The sequence below is a fragment of the Bradyrhizobium sp. WSM4872 genome, assembly GCF_055811715.1.
This window is the reverse complement of the sequence record NZ_JBVVPT010000085.1, coordinates 1-344: the sequence shown is the minus strand read 5'-3', so window position 1 is coordinate 344 and position 344 is coordinate 1. Positions and strand designations below refer to the sequence as shown.

Annotated in this window: 1 protein-coding gene; it reads right to left on the bottom strand. The window is 30.2% G+C overall.

Features of this window, described 5'->3' with window-relative positions:
• Window positions 1–296 (bottom strand): phosphoribosyltransferase (locus tag AC0L3C_RS36220; RefSeq protein ID WP_473410412.1); only part of this gene is annotated, 296 nt, incomplete at its 3' end.
• Between the last annotated feature and the right edge of the window lie 48 nt (window positions 297–344).

The following is a 344-nucleotide window of genomic DNA, read 5'->3' as shown; positions in this document are numbered from 1 at the left end:
CCTACATACTTAGCTTCAATGTCCGCTTTACGACGGTTTGGTTTATCTAATAAAGTAACTATTTCTAATGAATTAACTTTTCTAGATTGTAATAATTCAGTAATTGACTTAAGTGTAGTACCAGTCTCTAAGATATCTTCAATAATTAATACGTCTTTATTTTCAATAGAAGAACCTAAATCTTTAATGATTTGAACTTCACCAGTTGACTCAGTGCCTCCGTGATAACTAGAAACATCCATGAAATCAATAGATAAATGGGTATCAATTCGTTTAATTAAATATGACAAAAACATTGCTGACCCTTTTAAGATACCAACGCCTACAAATGTTTAAACTTCATA